This window comes from Bacillus cereus, assembly GCF_025917685.1.
GTDB classification, from domain to species: Bacteria; Bacillota; Bacilli; order Bacillales; family Bacillaceae_G; genus Bacillus_A; species Bacillus_A cereus_AT.
In genome coordinates, this window is record NZ_CP089518.1 from 2,020,740 (window position 1) to 2,047,223 (window position 26,484).

A 26,484-nucleotide genomic window follows, 5' to 3' on the forward strand; every position below is an offset into this window, starting at 1 on the left:
CAAACAGTAAGAAAAGAGAGATTAAATAATAGAGGGAGCAACTTACATGGAAAATATATTAAAGGTATCCTCAAAATCAAGTCCGAATTCAGTGGCAGGTGCAATAGCGGGCGTACTAAGAGCAAGTGGCAATGTAGAAATCCAAGTAATTGGAGCTGGTTCTTTAAATCAAGCGATTAAAGCGATTGCGATTGCAAGAGGTTTTGTCGCTCCAAGTGGAATTGACTTGGTTCTTGTTCCAGCGTTTCAAGAGGTTACTATCGATAATCAAGAAAGAACAGCAATCAAATTAATTGTAGGTCCTAGAAGAAAAAGGTCTTAATAGCGAGCACTAATATAAGGGGATTTGAAAAGGTCAATAGACTCCAAAAAGTTAGACACGTTATTTCATTTGACAGTTCCTTGGGCTTGGATACAGTATTGTACCGGATTCATGACTTTTAATTTCCACGTATATTTATCGGATTTTTCTAGAAACTTAAAAATGCCAAATCCTTTGTTACATTTAAACAGACTATAATTAGAAGAGGATACTATGTTCAGTATGAGAGCATATATCCTCTTTTTTCATACATATTAGAATGTATAATCAGATATAAAAGATATAGTTTAGTATGTATATAATGTTTAGGGAACTTAGTTAGTTTTTTGAGTTAGAGGATTTAGCCCATAGCGGGAGGCGTAGAGAAGTCGTGAAATCGAGCGTAAAAGAAAAAGAGTTTAGGAGTGAAAAACTATACGTGTACAAGAGATAGTACTAGAAGAAGGTAAAAGATACATTTTAGTAGATAAAAAAGGCATTCCTGTAATTCCTGTGTTGAAGTACCTCAAATATTTGGATGCCACAGGGAAAAGTCCCAATACACAGAAGACGTACTGTTATGCATTAAAACAGTATTTCTCTTACTTACAGGAGATAGAAAAGGATTATAGAGAAATACGACTGGAGGACTTGGTAGAGTTTGTGGGGTGGTTACGGAATCCTTATGAGAGTAACAGGGTAACACCGCTTGTTCCTGTGAAAGCAAAGAAAGCAGAGAGAACGGTGAACCTGACGGCCACCACTGTAACAAAATTTTATGACTACTTGTATCGTAACGAAGCGTTGCCACGTGATATGGGCGAGAAGTTAATGCGCCAGGTTTTTACAGGCGGGCGAACACGTTACAAGAGCTTTCTTCACCATGTCAATAAAGACCAGCCATCTGTAAGGAATGTGTTAAAGGTAAAAGAGCCTCGCAAGAGGATACAAATACTCACAAAGGAACAGGTGCAAAAGATCTTAGGGGCTACCACAAATATAAGGGATACATTTATGATTCAACTTTTGTTTGAAACTGGATTGCGGATTGGAGAAATACTTTCCCTATTCCTGGAGGACTTCCAATTTGATTATGGAAAAGGGCACCGCATTCGCTTGACGGACCGTGGGGAATTGGAAAACGGAGCAAAACTCAAAACAGGTGAAAGAGAGATTTTTATATCACAAGCTCTAATGGATTTATATGATGACTACCTGTATGAAGTCGTTGATGAACTGAGTATCGATACAAACTTTGTATTTGTAAAGTTACGTGGTGAGAACACAGGAAAGCCCATGACATATAGCGATGTGGAAGCTCTGTTTAAACGGTTGCGGCAGAAAACAGGAATTGATGTTCACCCTCACTTGTTCCGTCATACCTACGCGGAAGGGTTGAATCCTTGCGGCAACAACAAGCACAAGCACCAACTTTGAAGCAAATCAAACGTGAGATGAATGAGAATAACAAAGATGCCATCATAGATTCTTTGAAACGTCGAATTAAGAAATTGGAAGGAGAAAATAAGGAATTACGTGAGCAATTAAAGTTTGCATACGCGGATGTTCAACAAGCTTGGTCTAATCGGAAATTGCTATTTGTCTTATTAACTATAATACAGATTTAGACTGGATAATAAATATACATTTTATGTAATGGAGATAAGGGAAATCCTGAGAATTTGCATATAAGAAATTGTTGGAATTGAAGTCTTGGAGGATACATTTCGAAGAAATTACCATGCGATATATTTTTCTGTAGCTCTAACATTTCCATAAATTTCTTTCCAGTTATTTATTGCTGCTTTCACTTGAAGTTATTTTTTCTATTATATAAGTTTGTTGTACCGAAGGTTCATTTATTATAAAGATATTTGGTTAGGGCATATTCAAAGAATTTAATCATAAGATACATATGTGATTAAACTTCATTAGTAGTAAATAAATCTTTGACAAATTTAACTTATATTTTTAATGAAATTTAAAAACCAGTTAATTAACTATTTAACAGCATGTGTAAGTCATACAGTGAATAAAATTTTCAAATGGCAAGGGGGGGTTATATGTCATATGAGAGTGGAGACTATTTGAAAGGATTAAACCCAGATGATTTTATATCTGCTGGAGCACTTGATCCTAACCTTGTAGGACCTACATTACCACCAATACCGCCATTTACATTACCAACCGGACCTACTGGATCTACTGGACCTACTGGACCTACTGGAGCAACAGGGTCTACTGGAGCAACAGGGTCTACTGGAGCAACAGGGTCTACTGGAGCAACAGGGTCTACTGGAGCAACAGGGTCTACTGGAGCAACAGGGTCTACTGGAGCAACAGGGTCTACTGGAGCAACAGGGTCTACTGGAGCAACAGGGTCTACTGGAGCAACAGGGTCTACTGGAGCAACAGGGTCTACTGGAGCAACAGGGTCTACTGGAGCAACAGGGTCTACTGGAGCAACAGGGTCTACTGGAGCAACAGGGTCTACTGGAGCAACAGGGTCTACTGGAGCAACAGGGTCTACTGGAGCAACAGGGTCTACTGGAGCAACAGGGTCTACTGGAGCAACAGGGTCTACTGGAGCAACAGGGTCTACTGGAGCAACAGGGTCTACTGGAGCAACAGGGTCTACTGGAGCAACAGGGTCTACTGGAGCAACAGGGTCTACTGGAGCAACAGGGTCTACTGGAGCAACAGGGTCTACTGGAGCAACAGGGTCTACTGGAGCAACAGGGTCTACTGGAGCAACAGGGTCTACTGGAGCAACAGGGTCTACTGGAGCAACAGGGTCTACTGGAGCAACAGGGTCTACTGGAGCAACAGGGTCTACTGGAGCAACAGGGTCTACTGGAGCAACAGGGTCTACTGGAGCAACAGGGTCTACTGGAGCAACAGGGTCTACTGGAGCAACAGGGTCTACTGGAGCAACAGGGTCTACTGGAGTAACAGGGTCTACTGGAGTAACCGGACCAACTGGATCAACGGGACCAACTGGAGTAACCGGATCAATTGGATCAACGGGAGCAATAGGGTCTACTGGAGCAACAGGGTCTACTGGAGCAACAGGGTCTACTGGAGCAACGGGACCAACTGGAGTAACTGGAGTAACTGGAGTAACTGGATCAATTGGATCAACGGGACCAACTGGACCAACTGGGTTTACTGGAGTAACCGGGCCTACTGGGGCATCAGGTGGTCCTATTGGACCAACAGGAGTAACCGGATCAACAGGGCCTACAGGATCAACGGGATCAACGGGACCAACAGGAGTAACCGGATCTACTGGACCAACGGGACCAACGGGACCAACTGGGGACACGGGACCCGCTGGAGTAACCGGAGCAACAGGAGTAACCGGATCAACAGGATCAACAGGGCCAACCGGAGTAACCGGATCAACTGGAGCAACAGGATCAACGGGATTAACAGGAGTAACAGGAGTAACAGGGTCAACCGGATCTACTGGACCAACGGGACCAACAGGAGTAACCGGATCAACTGGGGACACGGGACCAACCGGAGTAACCGGGTTAACCGGGCCAACGGGACCAACAGGAGTAACAGGGTCAACCGGATCTACTGGACCAACGGGACCGACCGGAGTAACCGGGCCAACGGGGCCAACCGGAGTAACCGGATCAACAGGATCAACCGGAGTAACGGGATCAACCGGAGCAACAGGAGTAACAGGATCAACGGGAGCAACAGGATCAACGGGAGCAACAGGGCCTACCGGGCCAACAGGATCAACCGGAGTAACCGGGCCAACAGGATCAACCGGGTCAACCGGAGTAACCGGACCAACAGGATCAACGGGACCAACAGGATCAACGGGACCAACGGGACCAACAGGAGTAACCGGGCCAACAGGATCAACCGGATCTACTGGACCAACGGGACCAACGGGACCAACGGGACCAACCGGGCCAACAGGATCAACCGGGTCAACCGGGTCAACCGGGTCAACCGGGTCAACCGGGTCAACCGGGTCAACCGGGTCAACCGGGTCAACCGGGTCTACTGGACCAACCGGAGTAACTGGATCAACGGGACCAACCGGAGTAACCGGGCCAACAGGATCAACCGGAGTAACTGGATCAACGGGACCAACCGGAGTAACCGGGCCAACAGGATCAACCGGGTCAACCGGGTCAACCGGAGTAACTGGATCAACCGGAGTAACTGGATCAACCGGAGTAACTGGATCAACCGGAGTAACTGGATCAACGGGACCAACCGGAGTAACCGGGCCAACTGGATCAACCGGATCAACCGGATCAACCGGATCAACCGGATCAACCGGATCAACCGGATCAACCGGATCAACCGGATCAACCGGATCAACCGGATCAACCGGATCAACCGGAGTAACCGGGCCAACTGGATCAACCGGGTCAACCGGGTCAACCGGGTCAACCGGAGTAACTGGATCAACCGGGTCAACCGGATCAACTGGACCAACAGGAGTAACCGGAGTAACCGGATCAACGGGACCAACCGGGTCAACCGGATCAACGGGACCAACCGGAGTAACCGGGTCTACTGGAGCCACCGGTCCTACGGCAACAACTTCTACAAAGGCTATCCTTTTTGGTGGTACTAATTCAGGATTTCAGCGTACAGCAGGATCACCTGGTGCAGATTCATTAACACTGCCTTATGTAACAGGTGGGGCTGGTAGTATTGTTGGTTTTTCCACTTCTATAAATATAAATAATTTAGCTACGGGTGTATATGTACTGCAAGTATGTGATAATGTACCTATTAATCTAACTTCACCCGGAGCTGGTCAAATAGTATCTACAATTACCCTTACAGCTAATATTACTGGAACTATAGTATTTTCAATTAAACCTACTGATATTGGACCACAGCCTGTAAAAGTATTTGACCCAAATCCAGTAGTTGCACCCGCAACTGTTACATGGACTAGTACGATACCTGGTAATCCAGTTGCAAGATCGGATGCTATATCACTTTTTATTACTCCGGGGATTACTCAAAGTGCTGTATACTCTGTATTTATATCTACTGCAATTTAAAAAACTACTAAGTTAAATGTACAATTTTTATAGTTTTAGAAAAAATAAATAATTATTAATGAACTTGACAAAAATATTCCTGAAAGTACGTTTAGAATATAGGTAGGAGTCCGAATGACATTGGACTCCTTTTTTGCATCAATTAAGCTCATGGCAATAATTTATTAAATCTTAATAAATGATTATCTAGAATTTTTCTCTGCAGTAATTGTTAAATCCAATTATTATCATAGAAGTCATTAGGGGCTCTCAAAGTGGGATTTAAGTTGTCTATTTAGCGGGAGCACGAAAAGTAATAAACCCCCCTCACATATTAGTCATGTAAAATATGTGAGGGGGGTTATTTTTACTGGATTTTTTAAAAAAAGGTCTTGATAAGATACATAAGGGATTTTGCATTTTTGAAGTTTTTATATTTTTTTAAATAGATACTAAAACTGCTCATTCTTCTCCCAAGATTCAACGATATAGGCTTATAAACCTTGATATATCAAGGTTTATAAACTTTGTTTTTTATCGATGCTCACATTTTGCTCACATTAGAATTTTTTCGCTTTTTATTTGATATTTTCATAAGGTTTTATTACATTCTCAAAATTTTCTGCGGCTTGTTGCTGCATGTTTTGTGTAATATGGCTATACTTGTCTAAAGTCATTTGAATAGAAGAGTGTCCTAAGCGATCCTGAACAATTTTAGGGTGCTCACCAGCTTGTAGCATAAGTGTTGCATGTGTATGCCTTAAGTCGTGAATACGAATTCGTGGAACACCAGCTTTTTTATAATGGTCTTTCAAAAAACGATGAGGCGCATCTATATGTAAGGGAGAATGAATCGTATTGCCAGCGAAGATATAGGCCTCCTCATTCAAGTGGATACCCCAGCGGAAGGACTCTTTCTTTTTATAAAAGTAGTATGATTGTAATTCTGTTACAACAAAGGAAGAGATGCTAATGCTTCTATTCGAAGATTTAGTTTTTGTAGCAGCTTTAAATAGTCCATCTTCAGTTTTTACAAGAGATTTATTAACTAAGATACGTCTGTTATCAAAGTCAATATCTTTCCACGTCAACGCAAGTAACTCTCCACGTCTCATACCTGTATAGATCGCAAGTAAAAAGAACATATAGTATTTTTTGTTTTTTTCTTTTAAATATTGAATGAATCGATTACATTCCTCACTCGACCAGGTTTTCATTTCACCTTGCTCTTCACGCGGCTTTTTTACTTTATTCATTATATTATCATGTATGATTTCCCATTCTACAGCATGTTTGAATATGCATCTGAAGCAGCGATGGATATTGCTGATTGTACCATTTGACAGACCTTTTTCTTTAAGTTCAGCATAATAGCTTTGAATCATTACAGGTTTAATGCTTTTAATTTTTTTATAGCCAAATGTGGGAAGTATATAAAGTCTGACTAAGCTCATGTCTTTTTCATAAGATGTTATTTTTAACTCAGCTTTACGAATAGGCTTTAATTTTTCCCAGATATCTAACACATTTAATTGTTTGTCGTCAAAATACATTCCTTTTTCAATCTCTGTAATCATATTTGCAGCAGCATTTTGAGCTTCTTTTTTAGTTCTAAATCCACCTTTACTTTTTTGCTTTCTTTTTCCTGTCATTGGATCTATACCAACATCTATAGTAAATGACCATCTATCTCCACGTTTATGAAAGTATCCCTTCAAATTTAACCCTCCTTAAAAAATTATTAAATCATTTTGTAGTGTTGAGTAATGGCATCTTGCAACTTACTAGCTAATAGTTGATTTTCATAACGCAGTAGCCTTTTTTCAGCGAATTGGAGTGAGACGTTAAAAGTCTCAGCTATAAAATGTACTGTTAAATGTGAAGGAAGCAAGTTTCTTAACATGAAAGTTGGTATACAAAAATGTAATTCAAAATTCTTAGCTTTTGCTTCTTGATAATCTAGAAACATTTTAGGCATTAATAATTGATTACCAGAATGTAAGAGTATGTGGCATAGCTCATGTCCGAAATCTTCCCATTGTTCCTGTTTTGTTTTACGATTATCAATTACTAAGCTATACATTCCACTTCTTTCAATAGCATGGCTTCCAAATGGGGCAAAGTAAATCCAAATACTTAATTTATTCGCAATCTCCATCATATCAATTTCTTCTGGAACAATAATAGATAAGGATTGGTACATGTGCTGGATATAGTCTTCGAGTTGTGTCGTGTAGTAGGGTTGCGATTGAAACATGATTTTCACTCCATTTAAATTATAAAATAAGAACGTTTGTTCTTATTTTATAATAAAAGAGAAAGAGTTTGAAGTGTTATTTTTGTATATTAATTTATATATATAAAATTGTATGAGATTGCTAATTAATATCTTGTCAGGAATTAAATGTTAAGGTACGGTAATAAATGAAAGAAATATATGGAAAAGAGGGTTGAGAGTAGTTGGAAATGAAAACAATGGTAACACAAAAACAAATTTTGGAACATTTCAATTTATCTAGAGATACTTTGTGCGTTACGTGCCCCCACAATGTCATTACCGAATTACTGGGAGTTTCCAGGCGGAAAAATAAATGAGGGCGAAGATCCTAAAGGAGCGTTAATACGAGAGATTAAAGAAGAGTTGGACTGTACTATTACTGTAGGAAAGAAAATAGAAGAAGTTGAGCATGAGTATGAGAAAATTAAAGTGCATTTAACTACATATAAGGCACAAATAGAATTCGGCATACCTAATGCTCTTGAACATGCCGAATTAATGTGGGTTACCACTAATAACTTGAAAAACTTTACGTGGGCGCCGGCTGATGTGCCAACTGTAGCAAAATTAGTATAATCGTTTTATTAAACAGGGGAGATATATTTAATGTATTTTTAATAGAGAAAGAACAACCAAAAGAAAAATATGAAGTTAAATAAATTAGAAATTATATTTGGGGAGTATAAACATGTCAAATAACTATCATAATCTTTTTATTGAAACAAGTGATACAAAGGCAATGCTAGAAAAGGCAACAGTAGTTGTTGATACAAATGTTCTTTTAATGGCTTATCAGTGGAAGGACGTTACTTTTGAAAAAATTTTAGAGATTTTAACTGATCTTTCTAATCAAGATAGATTAAAAATCCCTTCTCATGTAGTTAGAGAATTTGCAAAGAATAGGCCTGAAAAAATAAAGAATTGGATTAACGAATTACATCAATTTATTAGTAATATTCCGAGTGTGAAAAATAATGGGAAATCTTTAGATAAAATTATTCCAGCAATAGAGGTTTTGGAAAGTCAGTATGAACCAATTGTAGAAATAGAAAGTAAATTCGAACAAGCCATAACCCAATTAAAAGATATTCGTAAAGATTATATAGAAGCTTTAAATGGCTTGAAAAGCAATTTAGGTGAATGTCTAGACTCGGATCCTATCCTTAAAAAGTATAATAATATTATCAGAAAAAGTTTTTTTGATCCAGAAGAAACAAAAAGTGAAGCAGAATTACATGAGGAGTGGAATAAAAGGTTGGCAGCCAATATTCCACCTGGGTATATGGATAAAGGAAAAAAAGACAATAAGTATGGGGATATAATTGTATGGAATCAAATTTGTAAGTTACAAAGCGATGTTATTTATATTACAGCTGATAATAAACCTGATTGGGTTTATACGTCTAGCAATGAGGAGGTTATAGGTGCTAGAAGAGAATTAGTTGAAGAGTTTTATAATTTAAGCGGTGGAAAAACATTTAAAATATTAACACCATTACAATTTGTAAATCTCTATGCTAGTTACAATGTAGAGTCAGATATACAAGAAGATTTAAAAAATACTAAAAGGTATCTGGATGATTTTTATTATAATATGCAAAATGTTAGTGATTTAACTTTAAATATTAAAGATAGTGAGGAAATGAACAAAAATAAAACGGATATTTCAGAAGGTAATTATAAAAATTTAATTAAATCATTAATTTATCAACATTATACTACAGAAGATGCACATTTATTTATAGAACTTTCTAATGAAATTGAGGCTAATATTAAAAGAGCAAAGAAATTTAATTTGTTTGAAATGCAATATTATGTCCCAGAATGGGAAGAGGAATATAATGAATTAAGCCAATTAATCTTCCGTGATTTAGAATATAATAGAAAAATGGACTTAAAAAGCTATTTGAATAAACTTGGAGTACTTAATGAAAAAATAGGAATATTTATAAGGCGAGCGGAAGAAATTGGGGTTAATGACTTTAGTTAAGATGGTATAAAAATTGATTTTTAGAATTGGTAAGATTCTTTTTTCATGTTTTGTTAAGTATATAATTAGTATATCTGAATTTTTCACAGTAGGCATGTTATTGGTAGAGTACCGAGTGTTAATAATAGATTTAATAATATTTTTAATTGATTTTGTAAATAAGTTAAAACTTGACCAACAAATGTCACAGAATACTAATAAATTTATATAGTTTCTATTTAATCAAAAGCTTGGGAATCTCAACAAAAGAGCTTTCCAAGCTTAAGAATTAATAATTTAAAGGTTACCGTTTAGATTTCACATAACCATTTGCTTGAGCATCAGCTTCTGAACAGAACCATACGATATTATCTTTTGTAGAATCATAATATTGCCCACCAGGAACATGGTATTTTTTCGAATTGGCATTTCCTTTAATTTGTCCTTTACAAGTAGTGTTGGATTCTTTGTCATCACTAGGATCATTCTGGAAAGGCTGGCCATTAGAGCCTCCACGATTAACACTAGATGAGGAAACTGTAGCGCTTTTCTTTTGTGAAGCCTCTTCCTGAGCTTTATGTTGAGCTTCTTCTTGAGCCTTACGATCAGCCTCTTCCTGAGCTTTACGCTGAGCTTCTTCTTGAGCCTTACGATCAGCCTCTTCCTGAGCTTTACGTTGAGCTTCTTCTTGAGCCTTGCGATCAGCCTCTTCCTGAGCTTTACGTTGAGCTTCTTCTTGAGCCTTACGATCAGCCTCTTCCTGAGCTTTACGTTGAGCTTCTTCTTGCGTCTTGCGATCAGCCTCTTCTTGATCCTTACGTTGAGCTTCTTCTTGTGTCTTGCGATCAGCCTTTTCTTGAGCTTCTTCTTGCGTCTTGCGATCAGCTTCTTCTTTCTTCTTTGTGTCTTCTTTATTATCAGCTGAAGTGGAAACTTTTGTGTTTACCTTTTGGGCAGTTTGTTTGGAAGCTGATTTGCCATCAACAAACGCACTACTCATTAAAAAGAATGCTAAAGCTAGATATAAATATGAATATAATACTTTTTTTCTTGTTTTAATTTGTATTTTTGGTAACACAAATTGTGGTTTTATTAATCCAATAATTAAAGCTAGTAAACTTAACAAAAAGCCCCAAAAACCAATGTTAACAATTATAGGGTGGATAAAATTTGGAATAATTGCTTGAAGAATTAAAAATAAAATTATGCTATAAACAATAGAAGCAATAAACATTTTCCAGCCTGTTTTAGAACGATAACCAAACATTTTTCTCCAGTTCATTTAAGAACCTCCTTTTCTGAATTGCTGCGCTTTACTACTCAAAGTAGAATACGGACCACCTTTCTCTATTGGATAAGAATAATATATCGATAAAACGAATATATTACAAAACAAATACACGCATGAAGCGTGTATTTGTTTTGTAATAAACTATCTATTTTATTTATATCTATTTTGTCTAATCTTTTCGTTCTGCATTATAAACTCCCAAAAGCGTTTTAACTCTTCGCGTTTTTCAGGTGAAGCATCTTTAATATCTTTAAACCAGAGACCCAGTTCTGGATCCACGTCAATATTAGTTGGTACATGTTCTTGGTAACTAGTTGTTCTTCCAAGGAGGAAGTCAGTTGTTACTTTAAAATAATTAGCAATACGATTTAATGTATCATAATCGGGTTGGCGCTCATTTCTTTCATACATACCGATGGTACTTTCACTAAGTTTAAGCGTAATTGCTAAATCTTTTTGAGTTATTTTCTTTTCTTTTCTTAATTCACGTAGTATATTTCCGAATGTTTTCATTTTATCACCTGTCCTTATAATAACACATTGCGTGTTATTTGATTAAGTTTCTAAGTTTTAACCACACGAAAAGTGTTGACAACACGGAGTGTGTGGTTTATATTTTAAATTAACAACACGATATGTGCGGTTAAGGGGGTGTAGATATGAATAAGAGAAAAGTAGCAGCAACTCTTGTTAATTTAAGAAATGGAAAATCTAGAGAGGAAATTGCAGAGGCGATAGGAATCAGTGTGAGTACATTACAAATGTATGAGAATGCACAGAGAATTCCAAGAGATGGTATAAAAATAAAATTAGCCAATTTTTATGGTGTTACAGTTCAATCTATTTTTTTTGATTATTAACTGCACAAAGTGTGTGGTCTTGTGGAAAAATACTAAGGGGGGAGAAATATGATTAACTTCGATATCGAATCATTCCGACAGATTATCCGAGAAGAAGTACAAAAAGCAACTGAGCATCTTCAACCAATGAAAGAATTACCACCATTTTTAACTATTAAGGAATTAATGGATCTGTTACATATTAAACGCACCAAAGCATCTGAGTTATTAAATCGCTCTGATTTTCCAGTATGTCGAGAAGCAGGAGTTCTTATCCCTACACATCTTTTATTTAAGTGGATGGAAAATCATACTGACTGGGTAGAAAACAATACAGAGTACTACAATCCATTTAAAGAATCCGTCTAATACTAAGTTACCATGTTGGGGTGTCACAAATAAATAATACATTAGGTACGAATGGGGGAAGTAAACGATGTCTATAGGAAAAGAAGTTGCTATGGCACGTAAACGAAAGGGAATCACTCAAGAACAACTCTCCTTAGAAATCCCTGTAAGTCGTGAGTCGTTAGCAAAATATGAAACTGAAAAACGGCGAATACCGAAAGACTTAAGAAAATGTATTACTGAAGGAATAGACGACCCACAATTGTTTTTTAAAATGTGGAGTGAAGCAGCTGGTCATGTAAGCATTCCATTTTTTAATGGAGAATACATAGATCTGCATCCTACAAGTATGAGGTATATGGTTCAGCAAGAAACAAATGAAGCTTTGAAACAACTTGATACATTATGTTGGTTTAAACCTTCACAAGCATGGTCTGAACAGGAGAAAGAATCTATGAAAAAAGCTATGCATGAAATTTTAGATGCTACAGGTTCGATGATGAGTCTTGTAGCGGTCTTATGTGATCAGTACGGTTTTTCAATGACAGATATATTTAAGTATTGGAAGGTTTCACTGAGAGCAAGGAAATATACAGATGGTTAATTTGATTATTATTAGGGAGGTTAAAGTAATGACAATTGACTATGTGAGTCCAACTTTAAAGCAATATAAAGAACTGGTGAGAAAAGAAGCAAATTTATATGGTGATATCCGAATTGCATCAATTTGTGGAGATTTTATAAAAGCTAAAAGTTTAAAGCAAGAGAAGAAATTAACGGAGATAAGAATTCGTATTATAGAAGCTGCATTTGTTTTGAAAAATAAAAAGAAAAAAGAAATGGCTACCGCATAGCCCGCGATAACCAATAATATCAACAAATAAATTATAACATATTCCGATTTAATGCGACAAGCAACTGCGCTTGTCGTTATGGCCAGAAAGAATTGTTCTCCTATTGTTAATAGTTTATAAGATTGTACTTTCTGGCCATAACGATACGTACAGTATCAAATTATTTAAAGTGAGGAATGAAACATGAAAGTAGATTGTAATCGTCTGTTTGATTTAGTTCTACCAGGAGACTTTGCTTTTGCAAATGAATTACATAACTGCATGGTGACATGTATTCATAACATGTTTAATGCTGGTTCGCTTGATGAAGCAGATCACTGGGAGAAAGAGTTAAATAGGTGCGCTAAAGAATTCAAGAGTATTCGTAACGCAAGAGAAGAACATGATGTATCAAAAAGTTATCGAGTAGTTGTTAAAAATCTTCAAGGGAAAGGAATCAATGCATCATTAGTTAGTCGTAGAAAATAAAAAATCTATCACTTGGCAGAGTGATAGATTTTAGACTCTTATAGAGAGTCTTTATAAAAATAAAAGTAGATTAAGTATATCAAAGTAAACCAAGTAAAACAATGGAGGGTGAATATTATGGCAGTTTATAGACCTGTTCAGGTTTCATATTGGCAAGATGCATTTGTTTTAGATCTTACACCAGAGGAGAAATACTTTTACTTGTATTTAATGACTAACAGTAAAACTTCTCAGAGTGGAATTTATGAGCTTCCATTACGTGTTATAGAAATGGATACAGGATATAACCGTGAAACAGTTGAGAAACTATTAGAGCGGTTTAGTGATTACGGAAAAATTAATTACAACAAGAAGACTAAAGAAATCATGTTGCTTAATTGGCTTAAATTTAATGCTATTACAAATATGAACATTGAAAAGTGTGTGCTGAAAGAAATACAGAGCATTAAAGACGAGGAGTTTTTAGTTGATTTTTATGAAACCTGTTTAGAGCAAGAAAAACAGCAAGATTTTAAAATTCCTCGTATTAAGGAGTACTTCCAAGCTCGTTTTGAGTGGCTTGCAAGGGGCTTCGATGACCCTATGAAGGAAAAAGAAGAAACAAAAACAGAAACAAAAGAAAAAGAAGAAACAAAAACAGAAACAAAAGAAGCAGCGAGCTGCTCCGAAATGCCAAAAGTAGCAGAAGAAAATCCAATAGCATTTTATGAACAAAATTTTGGAGTTCTTAAACCTTTTGTAGCTGAAGGTATTAACGCTTGGATTGATGATTTAAATACACAACTTGTAATTAAAGCAATGAAAATCGCTTTAGAAAAAAATGCACCTAATATGTCTTATGTGCAAGGTATTTTAAGAGATTGGCATGCTAAAGGGTATAAAAGCATTAATGATGTTGAAGCTGCACAAGCTCAATTCCGTAAGAAATATCAGTCACGTGGTGGAAGAAATAATGCTCGAAAAGAAATTGTTCCTGATTGGTTACATGCTCAAGATACGGAAACACATTCTCAGTCAGTAGAGCGTAGTGAAACCGAATTAGAAGCTGAACGTAAACGTTTAGAACAAGTGTTATCTAAATATAAAAAAGAGGCCTAGGAGGATTGTAATGCCAAAGCAGCTAACAATCTTTGATGTTGAATCAGTTGTGTCATTTGATCCTAAGAAGGCTCATGTTCATCGGTTAAATTCTAAACTACGTTTTGCTGACGTTGTTGTACAAATACCACGCCAAGCAAAGGCGATTGACGAATTAAAACCAACGACAGCACCTGATGAGCGTTATGAGTTGTTTGAAGATTACGTGATTGGTATTTGGCGCTATAAGCGATCGGAGGATAAAGAATTTGTATGGGAAGAAGCAGAAAAAATGTGTAAGCAAGCACGGGATGAAAAAAAGCCGATTCCAATACGGCTCCATTTATCACTTGAACAATCATTTGTTCCAGAAAATGTTGTGCGATATTTGTAGACAAACAAAAAAGCCGAGACTGCTCCCGACTTACTTCGACAAAGTAATTATAACATATGGGAGTGATCTAGGTGGGAATCAGAAAAGAAAATCTTATAGAAATGACAGCTGAAATAGATTTGAAAATAAACGGAATATATGTTGTTAAAAATGGTCAAGTCCAACTAATAGAACCACCTCAAGGTGGATTTGGTGAACAATCATTTGTATATCAAAGTGGAAAAGTAATCCGTATGGAAGAACGAAAAACACAGTTACTTTAATCAAATTTGAATTTTATTAAAAAATTGGACTAAAAGCATTAATAATGAGATGGGAAAAAGAGCATCATCACTGAAATAAAAAAGCCCTGCACACAGGGCGTATAAAAAGATACCTTAGCAATAACGACGATTAGGGGGACGTATTAGCTAAGGTATCTTTATAGGGTGATTGCATACTAAGTATGCAATCAGGAGCATTGTTGAATGTATTGGGATATTCAACACGTTAAGAATAACATGAAATTTCAGTTAATTCATCCGGTAAATTTGTCCAAAAAAGGTGCTTCTATAAAAGTTTTTCATCTAAGAATTGGATTCATGGATCTTAACAAAAGAGTTATTTAATAGAATTTTGTTAAAAAGCGATTATCATTAAATCGCTCCATGATTAATGATAATCGCTTATGTATTGAAAAGCTATTCAGTTATTTGAAATATAGTTTCATCAGGTCTGGAGAATCCATACAATTTCCTTGCGAACTTTAAAATACCTTCTTCACTCTCTGTTAAAGTTTTAATATCGTTTTCAAAATAACGTCCTGTAATTTCTAATTCAGATAATCTTTTCTTTTCTTTATTAAGTGTAATTTGTTTTTCTTGAATCATTTGTTCTTGCTTATAAATGGAAATTTGGATGGAAATAACCATAGGTAGCATAAAAGCAAGCGCTAATAAAAGACGACGTCTTAGCTTTTTATTCGTTTGTAGGTTCTTGTTAGGATTAATTTGTTTTTTGGAGATTGATTGTTGTGGTGGTAAATTTGGGACACTCCCCATTTTAATGCCTCCATTACTTATGTATAGAATTTAAATTGCTTAAAAGTATTATATATGCTAAATAGATAATTTTGAACCTATTTAGGCAAAGATAGGTTTTATGAAATTTAAATAAAATCCTTATTTGAGAGAAATAGAATTATTTCAAATTTTGTAGCTGTGATTCTGCTAACCCTGCACCAATAATAGTAGCAATAATTAATACGCAAGCAATTAAAATACCTAAAATGATTAACATAGCAAAAGTAATTTTTTTCGCTATATCTCCTTTCGGAGCAAGGATAGCTAAAATAATTGAGATAGATAGTATAAAACTTGCAGTTAAAAAATCAAAGTGTATATACCTAGAAAATGAACTGAAAAATAAGATTGAAGTTAAAAACATTGAAATGAAACCGAAGTATTTTCTCATTATTTTAGCCTTTCTTGAAAAATGAATTATGCAGATTATACCATAATTAAAGTGAATTGAAGTTGGATTTTAACAAAAACGCTATTTTAGTAGGAGAGTTAAAAAGGACCCACATTGAGGGGGTGAGTCCTTTTAATAAAGCTAAGCATATAGAGATTATGTATATATTACCAAAAATGGAATCCGATTTCTATATGTTAGATGTTGAGAAAAAATCACTTGGCACAACAAAGTAGCCAGCTTAATCAGCTAACCACTTGTTGTACAAAAGAAAATTAGGCCCTACAAGTTAGTATGTGTAACTTTAAGTTACAGTTATAGTGTAAACCAGATTGGAAATGTTATGCGGGAGTGAAAACAATAAAAATTTCATTTTGTAGAAATAAAAACCCTAGTTTCCTAGGGGAATGGTATAACAGCTCAATATATTTTAATCTTTTATATTGTAACGTAATATTACGTTGAAAACATCAGGTGAATGTAACCAATCGCAGAAAAAGAGCAGCTAGCAAAAGCTAACTGCTTAATACAGAGGAGAGAAGAATTACAGGGACAGTTAAATGAGTTCTGGCTTATCGCCTGTGTATAGCATTTGCGAATTATTAAATTTTATTCAGGAGGAATGGATTTGAAAAGATATCGCGTTGAATTTACTGAAACTAAATCTTATGAAGCATTTGTGGAAGCACCTGATCTAGATAAAGCAATTGATAAAGTTCGTAAGGGTCTTGTAGAGGATGAAGAACTAATTGCAAAGGATGTATTTACAAAATAAGAGCAGCTAGCCACTTGTTGTACAAAAGAAAAATAGGGCCTGCAAGTTGGGATGTGTAGCTTTAAAGTTACAATTTTAGTATAAACCGATTAGAAATGTTATGCGGAAGTGAATGGAGAAAAGCTTCATTTTAGTAGTAAGCGTTCTTTTTCCTAATTACTTTAATAAATTTAATGGTTTTTCAGGTTAATTTAATATAAATTTCATGTTCTGGCTCTAAATGGATTAGTATGTGAGCACGATTAAATTTTTTCTTGATACTTTGTTCTATTCGATCACATAACTCATGCGCTGTTTTGATGTCATAGTGAGATAAAACAACAAGGTGAAAATCTATGTATTCCATTGAACCTGAGCGTCTTGTGCGAAAATCATGAAACTCAATATATTCATCTTTATAAGTTTCAATGATATTTATGATTTTTTGTTCTTCTGCTGGTAATAGACACGCATCAATTAATGGAGGGAAGGACTCTTTCATTAATTTGAAGGCTTCAGTCATAATATAAACAGCTAAAATAATTCCAATGATTGGGTCTAGGAAATACCATTTAGTTAAACTAACTAAAAATAAGCTAATTGCAACACCTAAGGAAGTGTAAACATCAGTGAGTAAATGTAGTGCATTAGATTTCATTGCAATTGAATTTGTTTTTTCAGCAGTTTTGTTAACAATTCGTGATACTACAGAATTGATGAGTGCTCCTATCAACATAACGACTATTCCTAAAAATGGGAGTTGAATTGGTTCAGGGTTTATCAATTTAAGAACACATTCATAAATAATCCAAAAACCAGCTATGAAAATTAGTAATGTTTCAATTGTTCCGGATATGTTTTCCACCTTTCCGTGTCCATAGGGATGGATTTTATCCGCTGGTTTATTTGAAATTCGGACAGAAAAGAAAGCGATGATTGAAGCTAATAAATCTAATGATGAATGAATAGCCTCGGAAAGAATAGCGACTGAACCAGTAAATATACCAATAACAACTTTTAAAACAACAACAAAAGAGTTACTTAATACTGATAAAAAAGCTACTTTTGATGAATCCATTGTTATTTATTCCCCCTAAACTCTTATGATTTACCATTTTATGTTATCAGTTCAAAATACAGTGGGTCTATAGCAACCTTTTTGTGAAAGACAATAAAAATTGAAGTGCTCTTAATATGTTTCCTTTAGGCATATTTAATTACAAAATTGAAATATAAGTGAACAGAATATAGTCCGGCTAGAAAACTAGAGGACACCAATTCACTAAAGCAGCAATTAAAACTGTTTTAGGAATAGGTGTCCTTTTTATTTTGAAAAGGGAGATGGGGAAATGAAGGCATTAAAGGATCAGCTACGTGAGTGGAAAAAGCAATCAAAACAAGCAAAGAAGAAAAATAAGAAAAACAAGAAAAAACGAAAAGGAAAATTAAGTACTCGTGACATTGAAGATTTAATGAGAATTCGTGGCCCACGTTATGAACGTAGACGCGGAGCTTTAAGACAAAAGTAATTTAAAAATAAAAAGGAGTGGTCTTACATGACTAAACAATTATCTTTCTTACCAAAAATTGATAGAACGGCAACACAAGAGGAATTAGAAGGTGTGTTGGAAAGCGTACGTATACATAGGCAATTTTGGATGATACGTAAAGAAATGAAAGTCACTCCTTCTTATGAAATACGTGAGCACGGTCCTACACATGCGGTTGGGAAGCCATTAGAAGATGTTGCCATAGCGAATATTCAACAAAGCAAACGAGAAGAGTGGCTTGAAAGAATGTCATTACGTATTGATCAGTTTCTAAATCGATTAGGGAACGGACGTGCGGGAAGTATTCAAAGAGATATTATTTATAAACGTTATTTAGAAGAAGAGGACGTATGTGATTACATGGTTTATAACGAAATAGGGATGTCAGAGCGTACTTATCGACGTTGGAAATCTAAAGCGTTTTATAAACTTGCTTTTGCGCTTGGATTAGAAGTTTACGAGACAGAAGAAAAGGGAGGTAATGAATAATGAATTTTGTTCAACCAATACGTGATCCAGAGCAAATACAGCAGCTTAAAGAGTATTTTAAGGAAAAGAGCTTACGCAATTACATTCTCTTCATTATGGGCATTAATACAGGTCTTAGAATCTCAGATATTTTGAAACTGAAGGTAGGAGATGTCAAGGGCAGTCATATATCTATGAGGGAAAAGAAAACAGGGAAGCAGAAACGAATACAAATTACCGCATCTCTTAAAAGAGAGCTTAAATGGTTTATTGAAGAAAGAGAAGATAATGAGTATTTATTACAAAGTAGACAAGGGAAGAATCGTCCTATTGGGCGTAGCATGGCATATAAGATATTAAGTGGAGCAGCCGCAGAGTTTGGATTAGATGAAATAGGAACACATACGCTAAGAAAGACGTACGGATATCATATGTACATGCAAACGAAAAACATAGCATTACTCATGGAGATATTCAATCACTCTTCAGAGAAGGTCACGTTACGTTATATAGGTGTAAATCAAGATGCAATGGATAAAGCAATGACTAGGTTTAGAATCTAATCATTGCTTTTTTCTTTTTAAATCTAGGGGTATCACCAGCAATTACTAAATCAATGATAACGATTGATAATAAAGCTAAAAAAACTCCAATGTATTCACCTCAATTTATACTTAAAACAAATTGTGCACAGCGATTAATAATAATATAAATCCACTTAAAGCTGTGCTAAATTGTCCTAATGTCCAAGATCCAATTTTTACATTTGCAACTTTTTTTCCTAATTTAACTCCTAACCAAACAGTTAAAAAGCTGAATATTGCTGCTGATAATGAAATAGCAAATGGAGATAATTTTAATAGCCCTGCACCTAGTCCATTCGTTAGAGCATTCATAGATATAGCAATACCAAGAACAATAGCTTCAAAAAAACTAATATTTCCTGATTTATCAAGGTCAGCTTTTTCAGGAGATTTTAAATATCCAGTAATAACATTTGAAACAGATTCATCGTCATCAAATACTTCTTGATTAACTTTCTTTTTTCTTGGAATTGTCATTAAAATAATTCGCAAACCAATTACAAACAAAAACACTGTACCAATAACGTCAGATAATGTACCAGGAAAAACTTTTGAAATATATTGCCCAAACAAAATACCCATTTCACTAAAAACAAAAGCAATAATCGCAATTATAAAGTTAGCTAAAAAACCTATACGAATATTACGGATACCATAAGATATGCCTACTCCAAAATTATCTATACTAGAGGATAACGAAAGTAATAAAATGGTGATTAAAGCTGTTATAGCCACAATTATCATACTCCCTTTTTGTTCTATGCTGAAACAGCAAGCTATTTTCTGGGTTATTGTATGTTTTTGCTTAGCGTGTTGTTCTTCATAAATGCTGGTGGTACTCCTATACAGTTACTCATAAATTTCGTACTGTGTAACTCAAAAGAGAAAGTTTAATTAAGTCAATGATTGCAAGGGATTCAGCGAAGGGGTCAGTTACACACAATATAAGATATGGGTAAGTCATTTATGATAACATAATTTATAGATGTTTATAAAATGGAGGGATGAGCATGGGTTATACAAGAAAGCAATGGGGAGAGCGTTATAGTCAAAGAACTGATATGAGTACCTATTTAATACACTTAACAAAGGGAGTTTATGATGAAAACGGGAAACAAATAAAATCACCATTTGAGGTACTTAATAAAATATTAATAGATAAAAAAATATTAGGAAGTACAACGGAATCAGGATACATAATAGGGGGAAATAAAGCTGTGTGTTTTCAGGACATGCCATTGACTGGTGTGTGTCAAAATATATTATTCGAGCAGGAGCGGACAGACCAAGTTTCTCAAAGACGATATGTAGCAGCGGGTTTAGCTTTTCCGAAGGATTATGTATATAGAAATGGTGGCAGACCAGTACTTTACGAAAAAAAAGATATTGCAAAGGATTTACTTCCAGAAGATGAGTGGTGGCGAATAGTAAGTCTAAACTTAGATGATGCTGATAACTACATTGACTGGACTCATGAAAGAGAATGGAGATTAAAAGGGGACTTTGAATTTGATATTAGAGAAGCAGTTATACTTTTAGGGAATGCAAGGGCTTATAGAGGTGTGGCAACTCATATAGATTCAGCAATTCTAAAAGAAGTAGCCGGAGTAAATATGATGGCCCCAATTCTTTTTTAATGAATTAAATAAAAAAGGTGGCAGAGTCGTGACCGCTTTTTGGCAGTATATGTGCCGGTTGTTTTGGCATCATCGTGATATATTTGTATTGTGAGAAGTGGTGGAAAACACAACTCAGTATGTTGTTCTTAAATTTCTAAACGGTTCGTAATGACGGCACATAAAATCCGAAACCAGCAGATGGTACTGATTGAATGCTACCGTTATTAAGGAGAGCTTTTGCTCTTCCTTGAGTTAACAACATCCTAGTTAGACAGAATGAGGTGGACCTGATAAGTTCGCCAAGAGTGTCTGTTGAGGTTGTTAGCTGAGGGAAGAATAAAACTTAATTTGCCGTAATTTAATAATTAATGAGAAAGCATTCATTCGGGTGCTTTTTATTTTGGAGGAGGATATCGGAGTAAGGGATGAAATGAGTGGTAGGAAGGCGCGGGAGAACGTATCGGCGTTTGTTTCGTACTGAGCCTAGTATTTCTCCAGCTAGGTTCAAAAGTAACATATCCCCTTATAGGAAAGTTATCATTGTTTGATGAAGGTTTTGAGTTGAATAATTAGTAAATTTAGGTTAAAATAAATAGAACAAACGTTCCTTTTTTCTGTGCTATAAAAATTATTCTAAATACTTTATAATTAAATTAGTAATTTTATACAGCTAAAGGGGAAATGAATAGTGGTACAGAAGAAAAGAATTATATGTAATTTTTTTTACTTTGAAGAACCAGAAGGTGGAGAGGGAAAAATAAATGCATTATTTGAAACGCAAAAAAATATTATAGATAATGCAGGGGTAACAAATATACAAGTCTCTTATTTTTATTTAAGAATTACATATTTGGAAAAAAGAATAGATGAAGATAAACAATGGTGGGTTGGAATAGTTGAAAGACTTGAGACTACCGAAGAAGTTGAGAGCTCTAATTTAGTTGGTGAAAGAAATGTATACGCTTCTGGGGATGATGAAGGTCCAATAAAAAACACGGGCTTTGTATACTATCCATATACTAAGACACTAGTTTTACATAGAAAAATTGGTGGTGTTAATGATTACAATTTTGGTATATTCATTAGAAAGCTTTTAAAACAATTAAAAGTAGTTAATAAAGGATTTACTAAATATAAAATGCATTTGTTACCAGATTTACATAAATTGGATAGGTTAAATAAGGCGCCTCATATCCATTCATTAGAGTATAGTTTTAAGTTACCGGAAAAAATTGATAAAGTCGCATCTGAAAATAGATCAATTTTTGGGGATTTATTTTTAGCAGAAAGGCTTGGGGGAAGCCACATGAAAGTTGCGATTAAATCGGATAAAATGAATGTAAAAGAAACGATTCAAAAAGTGTTGAAAATTAAAGCGTTAGGTGATGATAACGTTAATACATTAAAGGTAGTTACTGAGCATAACAACATTGAAGAACCCTTAGATTTATTAAATTCCAAGTTTACAGATTTTAAGGATGTAGAATTAAAAAAAGGGAAAAAAGAAACACCTTCATTAGTCATGGATACAATAAATGAAATATTTAACAATCAGAGAATATTAATTGAGAATATGTATATAAACAAAGAGGAAGAGGAATAATTTTACACAGAGGAGAGTGAAATTTGTGAAAAGATTTGTATTAAAGTTTTTAATTTTTTTAATTCCTCTCATAATATTCTCGTGTGTAAACTTTAACTATTCTAATATAGGTAACATGAAAGATATTTTGTTAGGCGCTATTGCATTAGGTTCTTCTTGTCTTGGTTTTTTTATTGCAGGAGTATCAATTATGCAAACCACAAATTTCAGTAGGTTTTATAAAAAATTAGTGGAACTGGGAACAAATAAGAAAATTACAGCATGGCTAATGGCAGCAATAGGATACTTTTTCCTTTTGGCGTTTTTAAGTCTATTTCTTTTATTTTTTACAAATGTTGAAAATATGTTTGTCCAAATGTTATTTAATATTTGGTTATCTACTTTAACTGCAGCGTTTATTTCAAGCTTATTTGTAACGGTAATCATTATTATTGTTTTTTCTAAATGATTTAAAGAGCTTTTCATGAGATTCTTAATTATTTATAAGGTGTAATTTAATTCCTGAAATAATTATTAGATGAAAAAGTTTTGTAAGCATCATCATAACGATGGTGCTTTTTATGTTTTACAAAACAAACTTAAATGTGAAGTGACAGATGAAATGTAAATAGCTAAATACAATTTATGGTTAACCATAAGAAGGGTTATTGAAAATTGAAGGGTATGTAAGGAATGGTCATACAGAAGAACAAACTATCCATAATATGGACATTAGTTTTACTACTTGAAATAATTAGGAAGAATATCCGATGATTGCACAAGTTTTTCGATGTGGAAAAGAGGTTGCGTATCGTGGAGTTGAGACTACTTTGTTAAGAGGAAAATAATTGTAATTAACCAATAAAAATTATCGCAGACGCTACTTTCATTCTTCTAGCATCTAATTTGTTTTTAAGGAAAGATCAGGGGGATAAGGATAAATGGATAACATTTTAAAAGGTAAGATTGCTGTGCTTGGTCTTATACCTATCGATAAGAAAGCATACATTAAACACCTTAAGCCACATGAGAAAGCGTACAAGAAGTCTGGGATTGATGTTAATCGATTCAAATATTATAAACTGTATGGACAGAAACCTATATTTTACTCTATGGAATATATTAAGCAAACAACAATAAAAGATTTATTGGAAAGAGATAAAGGTAATAAGGATCGTTTGGTAAAGACAGATGAATGAATACAAAACCAAACAACAGAAGCGTAAATTCTATGACAGTGGTGAGTGGAAGAATATAAGAGAGCAAGTAAAGAAGCGAGACAATTTTGAGTGTCAGGAATGCAAACGTAATGGTCGCGTTCAAACAGACAAGAATGAATACAGTGAGAGTGCAAAGCGTAAGAAGATTCAACTCGTTGTCCATCATATAAAAGAACTAGAACATTATCCAGAACTTGCATTAGAAATAGATAATCTCGAAATAGTCTGTGTGGATTGCCACAATAAAGAACACGGTAGAACATTCAAAAAGAAACAGAATAAATGGGAACACGATGAAAAGTGGTGAAAATGATTCGGTTATACCCCCCCTTAAAATATTTCATCAAAAAATGCTCTAAGGGGCACCGGAGGAGGGGGTTAACTGTCAGGTTTTTTTCGAAATTACGCACGTAAGGGGGGTGGGGAGATGGCTGTTAGTATTCTGAAGTTGAAAGAACAGCTAATGAATAGTATTGATATTACAGATTTAGTTGAAGTTGAAAAGGTTGAAAGATACATAGATCTTGTTAAAGCATTTAGAAAAATAAATAAAACCATTAATAAAGAAGGCGAGTCTGTAACAATAAAAAATGGATCACAAGTTTTTGTGAAAGCCCACCCTCTTATAAGTGAGAGGAATAAAATTAACAGTTCTTTAATTGCTTTAGGACGAGATATAAAGTTTACTCCGAAAGCTGGTGGTTCTAATACGGGATATAGTACAAGTGATTTAATATGATTAAGCAAAAGTATGTGGAAGAATATATTGAACTTTATAGAAGTGGTAAAGTAAAGTTCAACAAAGAACGAAAACTGTTAATTGAATATCTAGAAAAATACGTTTTGAACAGAGACGACTTGTATTTTGATGATGAAATGATTGAGAAGTGTATCCGTTTCGGTGAAAAGTGGTACTTTCCATTACAATCATTTCAGAAATTCTTAATAGCATTCGTCTTTTTATTTTACAAGAAAAATGGTCGCGTATTTTATCGTAAGTTTCTATGGATGCTTGGACGTGGTGGAGGTAAAAACGGATTAATATCAGTAATTATTCATTTTTTAATTAGTGAGATGCATGGTATTTCGGAGTATAACATTTCTGTTGTTGCAAACAGTGAAGAACAAGCAAAAACAAGTCCTGATGAAGTTCATAAATGTGTTAAACGAAATGAAATATTACAACGAGCATTTAAAACAACATTAACTCAAACTGTTTCTAAAGCTACAGGAAGTGTATTGAAGTTTAGAACCTCAAATGGAGATACAAAAGATGGTTTGCGAGATGGTGCTGTTGTATTCGATGAAATACATCAATACGAAAGCAATAAAGATGTCCGAGTTCATATAAGCGGTTTAGGGAAAAAGAAAAATCCACGAGAATTTTATATTGGTACAGATGGATATGTCCGTGATGGTTTCTTAGATAAGCAAAAAGAAAAAGCAATGAAAGTATTAAATGGTGAAGCACGGCCAAATGCTATTTTCCCATTCATTTGTAAATTGAATGATGAAAAAGAAGTTGATAATCCAGATAATTGGGAAATGGCGAATCCTATGTTATCACAACCATTAAGCGAGTATGCTGAGGGATTACTTGAAACGATAAAGGAAGAATATGAAGATTTAGAGGATGATCCTAGCAACCGAGAAGAGTTCATGACAAAGCGTATGAACTTACCTGTTACAAACTTAGAACGTTCTGTTGCAAAATGGTCAGAGATTCTTGCTACAAATCGTCCATTCCCTGATTTATATGCTCGAGAATGTATAGGGGCACTAGACTTTGCAAGTATTCGCGATTTCGCAGCATGCGGTCTTTTGTTTAGACAAAATGGCGAGTACATTTTTAAAACCCATTCCTTTGTACGTAAAGAATTTGTTGATATTTATTATGGTTATTCTAAGAAAGCTGACGAGTATAAAAAACAAAAATTTGCTCCTATAAAAGAGTGGGAAGAGCAAGGTCTACTAACAGTTGTGGATGAACCGACTATTAATCCTCAACACATTGTTGATTGGTTTGTAGAAATGCGAGAACAATATGGGATTAAAAAGATTATAGCTGATAACTTCAGAATGGAAGCTATAAGACCACTATTAGTAGCAGAAGGATTTGAAATAGAAGTTATACGAAATCCAAAAGCAATCCACAGTTTATTAGCTCCACGTATTGAAATGGCATTTGCAAATAAACAAATTGTTTTTGATGATAATCCGCTAATGCGTTGGTATACGCAAAATGTGTTGGTTGTTATCAAAGGTGATGGAAATAAAATATATGAAAAGAAAGAGCCTGTTCGTAGAAAAACAGATGGGTTTCAGTGTTTTGTTCATGCTCTTTATCGGGCAGATGAGATACAAGAAGCAACTGACTTCGTTATAGGTAACATTAAATTTTAATAAAGG

General features: G+C 35.0%; 31 protein-coding genes and 2 pseudogenes. 26 read left to right on the forward strand and 7 right to left on the reverse strand.

Translation table 11 applies throughout. From position 1 onward, the window contains the following. Positions 1-46 precede the first annotated feature (46 nt). From LUS72_RS10510 to LUS72_RS27315, 4 genes and pseudogenes are all read left to right on the forward strand, one after another. Positions 47-322, forward strand: a complete 276-nt coding sequence (locus tag LUS72_RS10510) for a stage V sporulation protein S (protein WP_000427797.1) — start codon at positions 47-49, stop codon at positions 320-322. A 414-nt stretch (positions 323-736) separates the two neighbouring features. Beyond that, positions 737-1,690 (forward strand): annotated as a pseudogene (locus LUS72_RS10515) (tyrosine-type recombinase/integrase); the annotation flags it as partial. Beyond that, positions 1,684-1,929, forward strand: a pseudogene (locus LUS72_RS27310) (hypothetical protein); the annotation flags it as partial. The pseudogenes LUS72_RS10515 and LUS72_RS27310, both read left to right, overlap by 7 nt. A gap of 435 nt (positions 1,930-2,364) precedes the next feature. Next, positions 2,365-5,349: a collagen-like protein gene (locus LUS72_RS27315; RefSeq protein ID WP_420720172.1), complete on the forward strand. Its 2,985-nt coding sequence runs from the start codon at positions 2,365-2,367 to the stop codon at positions 5,347-5,349. A gap of 557 nt (positions 5,350-5,906) precedes the next feature. Here the strand turns inward: LUS72_RS27315 and LUS72_RS10530 are convergent. Then, a complete protein-coding gene (locus tag LUS72_RS10530; protein WP_264448892.1) occupies positions 5,907-7,046 on the reverse strand; it encodes a site-specific integrase in 1,140 nt (379 codons plus the stop codon). Between the two features lie 23 nt (positions 7,047-7,069). Further along, positions 7,070-7,585: an ImmA/IrrE family metallo-endopeptidase gene (locus LUS72_RS10535; RefSeq protein WP_264448893.1), complete on the reverse strand. Its 516-nt coding sequence runs from the start codon at positions 7,583-7,585 to the stop codon at positions 7,070-7,072. 246 nt (positions 7,586-7,831) lie between these two features. On the opposite strand from LUS72_RS10535, the gene LUS72_RS10540 reads away from it, so the two are divergent. After that, the gene (locus tag LUS72_RS10540) at positions 7,832-8,182 is read left to right on the forward strand and encodes a (deoxy)nucleoside triphosphate pyrophosphohydrolase (protein WP_264449056.1); all 351 of its coding nucleotides are present in this window, start codon (positions 7,832-7,834) and stop codon (positions 8,180-8,182) included. Between the two features lie 112 nt (positions 8,183-8,294). Continuing rightward, positions 8,295-9,596: a PIN-like domain-containing protein gene (locus LUS72_RS10545; protein WP_264448894.1), complete on the forward strand. Its 1,302-nt coding sequence runs from the start codon at positions 8,295-8,297 to the stop codon at positions 9,594-9,596. 283 nt (positions 9,597-9,879) lie between these two features. On the opposite strand, the gene tolA is transcribed toward LUS72_RS10545, so the two are convergent. Continuing rightward, on the reverse strand, positions 9,880-10,857 hold the full coding sequence (gene tolA, locus LUS72_RS10550) for a cell envelope integrity protein TolA (protein ID WP_264448895.1): 978 nt from the start codon (positions 10,855-10,857) through the stop codon (positions 9,880-9,882). Positions 10,858-11,016: 159 nt separating this feature from the next. Further along, complete coding sequence (locus LUS72_RS10555; RefSeq protein ID WP_264448896.1) at positions 11,017-11,379, reverse strand: helix-turn-helix domain-containing protein; 363 nt, start codon at positions 11,377-11,379, stop codon at positions 11,017-11,019. Between the two features lie 146 nt (positions 11,380-11,525). Here LUS72_RS10555 and LUS72_RS10560 point away from each other — a divergent pair, with 146 nt between their 5' ends. From LUS72_RS10560 to LUS72_RS10595, 8 genes are all read left to right on the forward strand, one after another. Beyond that, positions 11,526-11,726 (forward strand): helix-turn-helix domain-containing protein, encoded by a 201-nt coding sequence (locus LUS72_RS10560; RefSeq protein ID WP_264448897.1) that lies wholly within the window; start codon positions 11,526-11,528, stop codon positions 11,724-11,726. 48 nt (positions 11,727-11,774) lie between these two features. Continuing rightward, positions 11,775-12,074, forward strand: coding sequence for a helix-turn-helix domain-containing protein (locus LUS72_RS10565; protein ID WP_264448898.1), 300 nt, complete (start codon positions 11,775-11,777; stop codon positions 12,072-12,074). Positions 12,075-12,141: 67 nt separating this feature from the next. Next, positions 12,142-12,657 (forward strand): helix-turn-helix transcriptional regulator, encoded by a 516-nt coding sequence (locus tag LUS72_RS10570; RefSeq protein WP_098588778.1) that lies wholly within the window; start codon positions 12,142-12,144, stop codon positions 12,655-12,657. A 28-nt stretch (positions 12,658-12,685) separates the two neighbouring features. Then, complete coding sequence (locus tag LUS72_RS10575; RefSeq protein WP_000151171.1) at positions 12,686-12,907, forward strand: hypothetical protein; 222 nt, start codon at positions 12,686-12,688, stop codon at positions 12,905-12,907. A 183-nt stretch (positions 12,908-13,090) separates the two neighbouring features. Then, positions 13,091-13,375 (forward strand): hypothetical protein, encoded by a 285-nt coding sequence (locus LUS72_RS10580; RefSeq protein ID WP_264448899.1) that lies wholly within the window; start codon positions 13,091-13,093, stop codon positions 13,373-13,375. 117 nt (positions 13,376-13,492) lie between these two features. Further along, the gene (locus tag LUS72_RS10585; RefSeq protein ID WP_264449057.1) at positions 13,493-14,473 is read left to right on the forward strand and encodes a DnaD domain-containing protein; all 981 of its coding nucleotides are present in this window, start codon (positions 13,493-13,495) and stop codon (positions 14,471-14,473) included. A 10-nt stretch (positions 14,474-14,483) separates the two neighbouring features. Further along, complete coding sequence (locus LUS72_RS10590; protein ID WP_264448900.1) at positions 14,484-14,846, forward strand: cell division protein SepF; 363 nt, start codon at positions 14,484-14,486, stop codon at positions 14,844-14,846. Between the two features lie 71 nt (positions 14,847-14,917). Continuing rightward, a complete protein-coding gene (locus LUS72_RS10595; RefSeq protein ID WP_264448901.1) occupies positions 14,918-15,109 on the forward strand; it encodes a DUF3954 domain-containing protein in 192 nt (63 codons plus the stop codon). A 417-nt stretch (positions 15,110-15,526) separates the two neighbouring features. On the opposite strand, the gene LUS72_RS10600 is transcribed toward LUS72_RS10595, so the two are convergent. Next, positions 15,527-15,886, reverse strand: a complete 360-nt coding sequence (locus LUS72_RS10600; protein ID WP_113734722.1) for an FtsB family cell division protein — start codon at positions 15,884-15,886, stop codon at positions 15,527-15,529. Between the two features lie 227 nt (positions 15,887-16,113). Here LUS72_RS10600 and LUS72_RS10605 point away from each other — a divergent pair, with 227 nt between their 5' ends. Further along, on the forward strand, positions 16,114-16,323 hold the full coding sequence (locus LUS72_RS10605) for a hypothetical protein (RefSeq protein ID WP_033656731.1): 210 nt from the start codon (positions 16,114-16,116) through the stop codon (positions 16,321-16,323). A 603-nt stretch (positions 16,324-16,926) separates the two neighbouring features. Further along, entirely contained in the window at positions 16,927-17,073 is a 147-nt protein-coding gene (locus tag LUS72_RS10610; protein WP_264449091.1) for a hypothetical protein, read from the forward strand. Between the two features lie 181 nt (positions 17,074-17,254). Here LUS72_RS10610 and LUS72_RS10615 read toward each other — a convergent pair whose 3' ends face one another. Then, a complete protein-coding gene (locus tag LUS72_RS10615; protein ID WP_097831885.1) occupies positions 17,255-18,130 on the reverse strand; it encodes a cation diffusion facilitator family transporter in 876 nt (291 codons plus the stop codon). 271 nt (positions 18,131-18,401) lie between these two features. On the opposite strand from LUS72_RS10615, the gene LUS72_RS10620 reads away from it, so the two are divergent. From LUS72_RS10620 to LUS72_RS10630, 3 genes are read left to right on the forward strand one after another with little or no spacing between them, the layout of a single operon-like run. Further along, on the forward strand, positions 18,402-18,581 hold the full coding sequence (locus LUS72_RS10620; protein ID WP_264448902.1) for a hypothetical protein: 180 nt from the start codon (positions 18,402-18,404) through the stop codon (positions 18,579-18,581). 27 nt (positions 18,582-18,608) lie between these two features. Next, positions 18,609-19,091 carry an ArpU family phage packaging/lysis transcriptional regulator gene (locus tag LUS72_RS10625; protein ID WP_097831887.1) on the forward strand — a complete coding sequence of 161 codons (483 nt, stop codon included), beginning with the start codon at positions 18,609-18,611 and terminating at the stop codon, positions 19,089-19,091. Continuing rightward, a complete protein-coding gene (locus tag LUS72_RS10630; protein ID WP_264448903.1) occupies positions 19,091-19,633 on the forward strand; it encodes a site-specific integrase in 543 nt (180 codons plus the stop codon). The genes LUS72_RS10625 and LUS72_RS10630 overlap by 1 nt, the downstream gene beginning before the upstream one ends. A 111-nt stretch (positions 19,634-19,744) precedes the next feature. Here the strand turns inward: LUS72_RS10630 and ytaF are convergent, their stop codons facing one another. Then, the gene (ytaF, locus tag LUS72_RS10635) at positions 19,745-20,389 is read right to left on the reverse strand and encodes a sporulation membrane protein YtaF (protein ID WP_205753518.1); all 645 of its coding nucleotides are present in this window, start codon (positions 20,387-20,389) and stop codon (positions 19,745-19,747) included. 275 nt (positions 20,390-20,664) lie between these two features. Between ytaF and LUS72_RS10640 the strand changes: the two genes are divergently transcribed. The 7 genes from LUS72_RS10640 to LUS72_RS10670 all read left to right on the forward strand — a co-directional run bounded on the left by LUS72_RS10640 (position 20,665) and on the right by LUS72_RS10670 (position 26,478). Continuing rightward, positions 20,665-21,291, forward strand: a complete 627-nt coding sequence (locus LUS72_RS10640; RefSeq protein WP_264448904.1) for a DUF2971 domain-containing protein — start codon at positions 20,665-20,667, stop codon at positions 21,289-21,291. A gap of 670 nt (positions 21,292-21,961) precedes the next feature. Further along, positions 21,962-22,876 carry a hypothetical protein gene (locus tag LUS72_RS10645; protein ID WP_264448905.1) on the forward strand — a complete coding sequence of 305 codons (915 nt, stop codon included), beginning with the start codon at positions 21,962-21,964 and terminating at the stop codon, positions 22,874-22,876. Between the two features lie 25 nt (positions 22,877-22,901). Next, on the forward strand, positions 22,902-23,324 hold the full coding sequence (locus LUS72_RS10650) for a hypothetical protein (protein ID WP_264448906.1): 423 nt from the start codon (positions 22,902-22,904) through the stop codon (positions 23,322-23,324). 472 nt (positions 23,325-23,796) lie between these two features. Then, positions 23,797-24,054: a hydrolase gene (locus tag LUS72_RS10655; RefSeq protein ID WP_264448907.1), complete on the forward strand. Its 258-nt coding sequence runs from the start codon at positions 23,797-23,799 to the stop codon at positions 24,052-24,054. Further along, a complete protein-coding gene (locus tag LUS72_RS10660; protein ID WP_264448908.1) occupies positions 24,047-24,382 on the forward strand; it encodes an HNH endonuclease in 336 nt (111 codons plus the stop codon). Before LUS72_RS10655 ends, LUS72_RS10660 begins: the two co-directional genes overlap by 8 nt. A 120-nt stretch (positions 24,383-24,502) precedes the next feature. Continuing rightward, complete coding sequence (locus LUS72_RS10665; protein WP_264448909.1) at positions 24,503-24,814, forward strand: P27 family phage terminase small subunit; 312 nt, start codon at positions 24,503-24,505, stop codon at positions 24,812-24,814. Beyond that, positions 24,811-26,478, forward strand: a complete 1,668-nt coding sequence (locus tag LUS72_RS10670; protein ID WP_264448910.1) for a terminase TerL endonuclease subunit — start codon at positions 24,811-24,813, stop codon at positions 26,476-26,478. Before LUS72_RS10665 ends, LUS72_RS10670 begins: the two co-directional genes overlap by 4 nt. The last annotated feature ends 6 nt before the right edge of the window (positions 26,479-26,484 follow it).